The organism is Streptomyces sp. NPDC001002 (assembly GCF_053599215.1).
In genome coordinates, this window is sequence record NZ_JBSFLV010000247.1 from 1 (window position 1) to 8,472 (window position 8,472).

At 69.7% G+C, this 8,472-nt stretch carries 8 protein-coding genes and 3 tRNA genes; 3 read left to right on the forward strand and 8 right to left on the reverse strand.

Translation table 11 applies throughout. From position 1 onward, the window contains the following. Nucleotides 1–20: 20 nt before the first annotated feature. From ACWDR3_RS46295 to ACWDR3_RS46330, 8 genes are all read right to left on the reverse strand, one after another. Nucleotides 21–93 (reverse strand) — tRNA-Gly (locus ACWDR3_RS46295). Between the two features lie 37 nt (nt 94–130). Further along, on the reverse strand, nt 131–742 hold the full coding sequence (locus ACWDR3_RS46300) for a response regulator (RefSeq protein ID WP_401720569.1): 612 nt from the start codon (nt 740–742) through the stop codon (nt 131–133). An 11-nt stretch (nt 743–753) separates the two neighbouring features. Beyond that, nucleotides 754–2,268, reverse strand: coding sequence for a sensor histidine kinase (locus tag ACWDR3_RS46305; RefSeq protein WP_450358719.1), 1,515 nt, complete (start codon nt 2,266–2,268; stop codon nt 754–756). A 19-nt stretch (nt 2,269–2,287) separates the two neighbouring features. Continuing rightward, nucleotides 2,288–3,106, reverse strand: coding sequence for an ABC transporter permease (locus ACWDR3_RS46310; protein ID WP_450358720.1), 819 nt, complete (start codon nt 3,104–3,106; stop codon nt 2,288–2,290). After that, nucleotides 3,103–4,044, reverse strand: a complete 942-nt coding sequence (locus ACWDR3_RS46315; RefSeq protein ID WP_450358721.1) for an ABC transporter ATP-binding protein — start codon at nt 4,042–4,044, stop codon at nt 3,103–3,105. Before ACWDR3_RS46315 ends, ACWDR3_RS46310 begins: the two co-directional genes overlap by 4 nt. A 144-nt stretch (nt 4,045–4,188) precedes the next feature. Continuing rightward, nucleotides 4,189–4,261, reverse strand: a tRNA-Gly gene (locus tag ACWDR3_RS46320). A gap of 98 nt (nt 4,262–4,359) precedes the next feature. Further along, nucleotides 4,360–4,431: transfer RNA gene (locus ACWDR3_RS46325), tRNA-Gly, on the reverse strand. A 127-nt stretch (nt 4,432–4,558) separates the two neighbouring features. Further along, nucleotides 4,559–4,876, reverse strand: coding sequence for a histone-like nucleoid-structuring protein Lsr2 (locus tag ACWDR3_RS46330; RefSeq protein ID WP_123999134.1), 318 nt, complete (start codon nt 4,874–4,876; stop codon nt 4,559–4,561). 291 nt (nt 4,877–5,167) lie between these two features. Between ACWDR3_RS46330 and purS the strand changes: the two genes are divergently transcribed. From purS to purL, 3 genes are read left to right on the forward strand one after another with little or no spacing between them, the layout of a single operon-like run. Further along, entirely contained in the window at nt 5,168–5,431 is a 264-nt protein-coding gene (gene purS / locus ACWDR3_RS46335; RefSeq protein WP_123999135.1) for a phosphoribosylformylglycinamidine synthase subunit PurS, read from the forward strand. After that, nucleotides 5,428–6,108 (forward strand): phosphoribosylformylglycinamidine synthase subunit PurQ, encoded by a 681-nt coding sequence (purQ, locus tag ACWDR3_RS46340; RefSeq protein ID WP_450358722.1) that lies wholly within the window; start codon nt 5,428–5,430, stop codon nt 6,106–6,108. The genes purS and purQ overlap by 4 nt, the downstream gene beginning before the upstream one ends. After that, nucleotides 6,105–8,363 (forward strand): phosphoribosylformylglycinamidine synthase subunit PurL, encoded by a 2,259-nt coding sequence (gene purL / locus ACWDR3_RS46345; RefSeq protein ID WP_450358723.1) that lies wholly within the window; start codon nt 6,105–6,107, stop codon nt 8,361–8,363. The genes purQ and purL overlap by 4 nt, the downstream gene beginning before the upstream one ends. Nucleotides 8,364–8,472 lie beyond the last annotated feature (109 nt).

The window sequence follows — 8,472 nt, forward strand, 5'->3', positions numbered from 1 at the left end:
GGACCGGGGCTTTTCTCCCGAGCGGACGACCAGGTTCGAACTGGCGACCTCAACCTTGGCAAGGTTGCGCTCTACCAACTGAGCTACGTCCGCGCTGCGCCGTACCGACTGTGCCGTGGCGCGAGAGCAACTATACCCAACCTCGCTCCCGTGCGAGACGCACTGCCGAGTGCCGGTTCTCCGCCCCGAGTTTCGAGACGGCCGACGACAGATAGTTCCGTACGGTCCCCTGGGACAGCGCGGCCCGTTCGGCGATCTCCGCGACGGGGGCTCCGTCGGCGGCGAGTTCCAGTACCTCGGCCTCGCGCGCGGTCAGCGGTGAGTCGCCGGAGGCGATGGCGTCGGCGGCCAACTCGGGGTCGACGTAACGGTTTCCGGCATGCACCGTGCGGATGATCTCCGCAAGCCGCTGCGCGCTCACCGTCTTCGGGACGAACCCGCGCACACCCGCCGCGAGCGCCCGCTTCAGATGCCCGGGCCGGCCGTGGCTGGTGACGATCAGGACCTGGCAGCCGGGCAGTTCGGTCCGCAGGGATGTGGCGACCTTCACACCGTCCGCGCCGGGCATCTGGAGATCCAGGACGGCGACGTCCGGCCGGTGCGCCCGTGCCATCGCCAGCGCCTCGGGCCCGCTGGCCGCCTCGGCGACGATCACGAGGTCGTCCTCCAGCGAGAGCAGCGCGGCGAGCGCACCCCGGATCAGATGCTCGTCGTCGGCGAGCAGCAGCCGTACCGGAGTCATGGCCATGGGCGTCACGCGGTGACCTCGCTCACGTTCAGGGGCACTTCGGCCACCACCCGGAAAACATCCCCCTCGGCCGGCCCGGCGACGAGCGTCCCGCCGACCGCCGCGAGCCGCTCCCGCAGCCCGGCGAGCCCCGACCCGATGCCCCCGTCGGCGACCATCCGCCCGGCGAACCTCCCGCCGCCAGCCGGTCCCGAATAACTTTCTCCATCGGCCACCGGTCCCGAACCGTTTTCTCTATCGGCCACCGGTCCCGAACCGCTTCCGCCATCGGCCCCCGGTCCCGAACCGCTTCCTCCATCGCCCTCCGGTCCCGAGCCCCACCTCCCACCAGCCCCCGGCCTCGAAGCGCCCCTCCCGTCAACTGCCATTCCCGCCCCGCTCCTTCCGACGCCGGCCCTCTTCGACTCCCCGCCCCCGCCGGAGGCCTTCGCGCCGTCGTTCTCCACCGTGAGCACCACACGCCCCTCCGTCACCCGCAGCAGCACCTCGCACCGCCGGGCGTCCCCGTGCCGCAGCACATTGGTCGCCGCCTCCCGGACCACCCACGCGAGCGCCGACTGCACCTCACCCGGCAGTCCGCCCGCCTCCCCGGTCACCTCGCAGATGATCCCGGCCGCGCTCAACACGCCCTGCGCACCGGCGAGTTCGACGTCCAGGTCGGCCTCGCGATACCCCCGTACGACCGCCCGTACCTCCCGTTGCGTCTCCTGCGCGATCCGCTGCACCTCGGTCATCTGGTCCACGGCCTCGGGGCGGCCGCGTCGCGCGAGCTGCACGGCGAGTTCGCTCTTGAGGGCGATCACGGCGAGGTTGCGGCCCATCACGTCGTGCATGTCCCGCCCGAACCGCAGCCGTTCCTCGGCGACGGCGAGCCGGGCGCGGGTCTCGCGGGCCGCGTCGAGTTCGTAGACCGCGTTCATGAGCCAGACGGAGAAGACGGCGGTGAAGGCGAGGAACCCGGCGCCGATGAGCACGCCCAGCGCGGTGACGAGGGCGCCGGGCGCGGGCACGCCCAGCGGCAGCGAGAGGAGACCCGCGCCGACCGTGAAACCGGCCACGATCAGGCAGACGCGCCGCCGGTCCGCCACGCCGAGCGCGATCACCCCGGCGCCGGCGATCAGCATGATGGCGAAGATCGCACTGCCCGTGCCCTCGGAGCTTTCGCCTTCCGGGCCCAGGTCCGCGATCAGCATGCCCGCGACCGCGGTCACCACACTGAGGGCGGCCAGCGCCCACAGCATGCGCACGGGCTGCGGGTTCCGCCCCCGGGTCCAGTCCAGCGCCCGGGACACCGTCACCGTGCACAGCGCGGCATGCACCGTGACCAGGCTCAGCACCACCGCGCCGAGCCCGGCCCCCAGCGTGCCGACGGCCGGCAGTCCGACCGCCACGAACTCGCTCACCCCGATGGCGTGGAACGACCAACGGGTGTACGTCTCGACCTTCGCCGGCGTGCTCTTGCGCCGCCACCAGCGGCCTGTCCGCCGGACGACCGTCGGGCCCGTCACCGTGCCACCCATCTCCACGTGCCCCCGTAGGTCACCGCCGCGGCTCCCACCGGAACCACCGGCGTACAGCAAACACCGCGAGCACGGTCCAGGCCAGCGCGGTCGCCGCCGTGCCCAGCGCCTCGTACCCGCTCAGTTCACCGGTGAAGCCGCCGCGGACCAGCCGGATCACGGGGGAGAGCGGCAGATACGCGCACACGTCCGCCACCCGGTCCGGCAGGGCCTCCAGGGGGATCGCGATGCCCGAGCCGAGCATGGAGAGGAACAGCAGCGGCAACGCGGTGACCTGCGCGCTCTCCACGGTCCGGGTGTAGGTCGCGGTGAGCGCGGCCAGCGCCGCGCACAGCACCAGGCCGAGCAGCAGCCCCAGGACGGTGAGATACGGCGCCTTGGGCGCCCCCGTGTCCAGGAGCGCCACGCAGGCGACGACGAGGAGGAGCGACTGGGCCAGACCGAGGCACACGGCCGCCAGTCCGGTGCCGACGAGGATCTCGGCGTCACCGACCTCGCCGGTGCGCAGCCGCTTGAGGACGAGCTCCTCGCGGCGGGCCACGTAGGCGCTGACCAGGGACGAGTAGACGGCGAACAGGAGGGAGAAGCCGACGGCGGCCGTGAGCATCACCGTGCCGATGCTCAGCCCCTCCGCCTTCAGGTCCATCTGGTCGAGCGTGGGCCGCACGCTGAACGGCAGCGCGAGCGGCACCAGCAGCGCGGTGACCACCGCACTGCGATTACGCCCGAGCAGCGTCAGCTCGGCCCGCGCCAACGCCCGAAGCCGCCGCCCGACCGGAGCGAGAGCGACGTACCTCGCGCCGCGCCGTCCTGTGGCGCTCGTTTCCAGTGCACTCATGCCGCCACCTCTTCCTTCTCACGCGCGATCCCCAGGAACGCCTCCTCCAGCGAGGCCGACCGCACATCGAGGTTCCGCAGCTCGATCCCCGCCCGCTCGGCCCACACCAGCAGCCCGGTGGCAGCCCGCTGCAGCTCCCTCGTCCGCAGCCGTACGACCCTGCCGTCCACCTCGTGACCGGTCACCCCGAGTCCGGCCAGCGGCGGCAGGTCGCCCAGGAAGTAGCCGTCCGGCAGCCGGAAGGAGATCCGGGAGGGCTGGGCGGCGGTCACCTCGGCCGGGGTCCCGGTCGCCGCGATCCGCCCCTCGCGCATGATCGCGAGCCGGTCGGCGAGGTCCTCGGCCTCCTCCAGGTAGTGCGTGGTGAGCAGCACGGTCGTGCCGCCGTCGCGCAGCGCGCGCACCAACTCCCAGGTGTCCCGGCGCCCTTCGGCGTCCAGACCGGTCGTCGGCTCGTCCAGGAACAGCACCTCGGGCCGCCCGAGCACCGCGAGCGCCAGGTCGAGGCGGCGCCGTTCGCCCCCGGACAGCTGCTTCACCCGTACGTCGGCCCGCCGGTGCAGGCCGACCAGTTCCAGCGCCTCCTCCGGCGGCCGGGCCCGGCTCACGCACCCCGCCCACATGCGGGCGGTCTCGGCGACGGTCAGCTCGGACGGGAACCCGCCCTCCTGGAGCATCACCCCGGTGAAGGGCCGCACCGCGGACCGCTCCTCGTAGGGGTCGTGCCCGAGCACCCGCACCCGTCCGGCGGCCGGCTTGGCGAGCCCTTCCAGCACCTCGACCGTCGACGTCTTTCCGGCGCCGTTGGTCCCGAGCAGTGCGAAGACCTCGCCCCGGTCCACATGGAAGGAGACCCCGCGTACGGCTTCGAACCCGCCCCCGTACACACGTCGCAGGTCGGTGACCTCAATCACGTGTTCGTGTTCGTCGTTGTCCATGCCTCCAGCGTCCCGGCGATCCGGAGGCGGGAGCAGTGCACGCTGTCATCGCGGGACATGACAAATGTCAGAAGGAACCGCGGCCCTGGATCCGTCGGGGACACGACGAAGGCCCCGGTCGATGACCGGGGCCTTCGTGAAGTGAGCGGACGACCAGGTTCGAACTGGCGACCTCAACCTTGGCAAGGTTGCGCTCTACCAACTGAGCTACGTCCGCATTGCCTCCGACCGGCTCCCACCGATCGGCGCGGGCATCAGCTTACCTGATCCACCGGGGTGGATCTGATCCTCCGAAGTGGATCGGAAGCGATGCAGAGCGGGTGACAGGAATTGCACACTGCGCCTTCCCCCTGGAAGGGGGATGTTCTGCTACTGAACTACACCCGCGTGTACCTCGTGGGTTCGGCCTTTCGGCCTCGCCCCTCGGCGTGCTCCAGACTCTAGCTGACCATCAGGGGTACAGCGCAAGTCGGGTCTCCCGAGGGGCGGATGACCCGTCGTCGGGCGCGGCGGCTCACTGTGCCGCGCTGAACGCCTCGTAGACCTTCTTGGGGATTCGGCCGCGCGCGGGCACGTCCATCTTGTTCGCCTGCGCCCAGGCGCGGACGGCCGCCGGGTCGGGGGCGACCTCCGTCTGCCGGTAGGCCTTGCCCGACTTCGAGCGCTTGCGGCCGGCGTCCACGTAGGGCGCGAGCGCCTTACGCAGTTTCTTGGCATTGGATTCATTCAGGTCGATCTCGTACGACTTGCCATCCAGTCCGAAGGCGATCGTTTCCGCCGCTTCCGAGCCGTCGATGTCGTCAAAGAGAGTGACCACGACCTTCTGCGCCACGAATATCGGTCCCTTCGTACGGCACGTTGCCAATTCATTTGTACAGTGCTCAGCAATGCAATGTGAAGCTTGACTAAATCCTCCCGTGCGTCCCGAGCGCAATAGGTATCGGGTGTCGATCTGGGATCTTTCCTGGATCTTTTCGTGAACGGGCGTCGGCGCGCCGGGCCGTGACGGCCATCACGTAGCTTCCTCCAACGCTACCCGCGTAGAAATTTTGTGCGGGTAGTCTGAAGCCACCTGTCGAAGACCCGCAGGAACCTGCTCAGCACCACAACACCGGGAGTGCCAGTGGCACGCGTCGTAGTCGACGTCATGCTCAAGCCGGAGATCCTCGACCCCCAGGGCCAGGCGGTCCAGCGTGCCCTGCCGCGCCTGGGTTTCGAAGACATCTCCGATGTACGTCAGGGAAAGCGATTCGAACTGGAAGTTGACGGACCGGTCGACGAGGCCGTGCTCGCCCGCATCCATGATCTTGCGGAATCCTTCCTCGCCAACACGGTGATCGAGGACTTCACGGTCAAGGTCGAAGAAGTGGCGGAGGCCGCGAAGTGACCGCTCGTATTGGCGTCGTCACTTTCCCGGGAAGTCTCGACGACCGTGACACCCAGCGCGCGATCCGACTCGCGGGTGCCGAACCGGTCGCTCTCTGGCACAAGGACAAGGACCTTCACCAGGTCGACGCGGTTGTCCTTCCCGGCGGTTTCTCCTACGGCGACTATCTGCGCGCCGGAGCCATCTCCCGGTTCTCGCCGGTGATGGAGACGGTCATCGAGCAGGCGAAGTCGGGACTCCCGGTCCTGGGCATCTGCAACGGCTTCCAGATCCTCACCGAGGCCCATCTCCTCCCGGGCGCGATGCTCGGCAACAACCACCTCCACTTCATCTGCCGCGACCAGAAGCTGCGGGTGGAGAACGCGGGCACGGCCTGGACCAGCGACTACGCGTCCGGCCAGGAGATCCACATCCCGCTGAAGAACATGGACGGCCGGTACGTCGCCGACGAGCGCACGCTGGACGAGCTGGAGGCGGAGGGCCGGGTCGCTTTCCGGTACGTCGACTTCAACCCCAACGGCTCCCTCCGGGACATCGCCGGCATCACGAACGCCGCCGGGAACGTCGTAGGCCTCATGCCGCACCCGGAGCACGCCGTCGAGCCGCTCATCGGCTCCGGCCGCACCGACGGTCTGCCCTTCTTCACCTCGATCCTCAAGAAGCTGGTCAACGCATGAGCAGGACGCCTCTGGACACGGTCGAGCACGCGGCCGAGACCCCCGACGTCGAGCTGCCCTGGGCCGAACTGGGCCTCAAGAAGGACGAGTACGAGCGGGTCGTGGAGATCCTCGGCCGCCGGCCCACCGGTGCCGAGCTCGCCATGTACTCCGTCATGTGGTCCGAGCACTGCTCGTACAAGTCCTCCAAGGTCCACCTCCGCCAGTTCGGCGAGAAGGCCCCCCAGTCGGATGCCCTGCTCGTCGGCATCGGTGAGAACGCCGGTGTCGTCGACGTCGGCCAGGGCTACGCGGTCACCTTCAAGGTCGAGTCGCACAACCACCCCTCGTACGTCGAGCCCTACCAGGGCGCGGCCACGGGCGTCGGCGGCATCGTGCGCGACATCATCGCGATGGGCGCCCGCCCGGTCGCCGTCGTCGACCCCCTGCGCTTCGGCGCGGCCGACCACCCCGACACCAAGCGTGTGCTGCCCGGTGTCGTCGCCGGCATCGGCGGCTACGGCAACTGCCTGGGCCTGCCCAACATCGGCGGCGAGGTCGTCTTCGACGCCTGCTACCAGGGCAACCCGCTGGTCAACGCCGGTGCCATCGGCGTCATGCGGCACGAGGACATCCACCTCGCGAAGGCCTCCGGCGCGGGCAACAAGGTCATCCTGTACGGGGCTCGCACGGGCGGCGACGGTATCGGCGGCGCGTCGATCCTCGCCTCCGAGACCTTCGACGACGCGAAGCCGTCGAAGCGTCCGGCGGTCCAGGTCGGCGACCCCTTCCAGGAGAAGCTCCTCATCGAGTGCACCCTGGAGGCCTTCAAGGAGAAGCTGGTCGTCGGCATCCAGGACCTCGGCGCGGCCGGACTGTCGTGCGCCACCAGCGAGTTGGCGTCCAACGGCTCCGGCGGCATGACGGTCACCCTGGACGACGTACCCCTCCGTGACTCGACCCTCTCGCCCGAAGAAATCCTCATGAGCGAGTCGCAGGAACGGATGTGCGCGGTCGTCGAGCCGTCGAAGGTCGAGCGCTTCCTGGAGATCTGCGAGAAGTGGGACGTCATCGCCACGGTCATCGGTGAGGTGACCGACGGCGACCGGCTGGAGATCTTCTGGCACGGCGGCAAGATCGTGGACGTCGACCCGCGCACGGTCGCGCACGACGGCCCGGTCTACGAGCGCCCGTACGCCCGCCCCGAGTGGCAGGACGCGCTCCAGGCGGACGACGCCAACAAGCTTGCCCGGCCCGGGACTTCGGAGGAACTGAAGGCTCAGGTCCTGGCGCTGGTGTCGTCCCCGAACCAGGCGTCGAAGAAGTGGATCACCTCGCAGTACGACCACTTCGTGCAGGGCAACACCGTGCTGGCGCAGCCCGAGGACTCGGGCATGATCCGCATCGACGAGGAGACCGGGCTCGGGGTCGCCATCGCGACGGACGGCAACGGGCGGTACGCGAAGCTGGACCCGTACGCGGGTGCGCAGTTGGCGCTGTCCGAGGCGTACCGGAACGTGGCGACGACCGGCGCGAAGCCGCTCGCCGTCTCCGACTGCCTGAACTTCGGTTCGCCCGAAGACCCGGCCGTCATGTGGCAGTTCGCGGAGGCGATCCGTGGACTGGCCGACGCCTGCCAGCAGTTGGGCACGCCGGTGACGGGCGGCAATGTCTCCCTGTACAACCAGACGGGCGAGGTAGCCATCCACCCGACCCCGGTGGTCGCGGTGCTGGGTGTCATCGACGATGTCGCTCGGCGCACGCCGGTCGCCTTCCAGGAGGAAGGGCAGCTGCTCTACCTCCTCGGCGACACCCGTGAGGAGTTCGGTGGTTCGGCCTGGTCGCAGGTCGTCCACGACCACCTCGGCGGGCTGCCGCCGAAGGTCGACCTGGAGCGGGAGCGGCTGCTGGCCGAGATCCTGATCTCCGCGTCCCGCGACGGCATGATCGACTCGGCGCACGACCTGTCCGACGGCGGTCTGATCCAGGCGGTCGTGGAGTCGGCGCTGCTGGGGGAGAAGGGCGCGCGGCTGATCGTCCCGGACGGGCTCGACGCGTTCACCTTCCTCTTCTCGGAGTCGGCGGGCCGCGCGGTCGTCGCGATCCCGCGCTCGGAGGAACTGCGCTTCAACGACATGTGCGGGGCGCGAGGCCTTCCGGTCACGCGCATCGGTGTCGTGGACGGTGACTCGGTGGACGTGCAGGGCGAGTTCGCGCTCTCCCTGGACGAGCTGCGCGAGGCGCACGAGGCGACGATCCCGGCGCTGCTGGCGTAGTACGTCAGTTGAGCGACGCCGACGAGGAAGAAGCCCTCGACACCGTACGCGACCTGCTGTCGTACCTGCCCGCCAACAACCTGGACCGACCCCCGCAGTACGCTCCCGG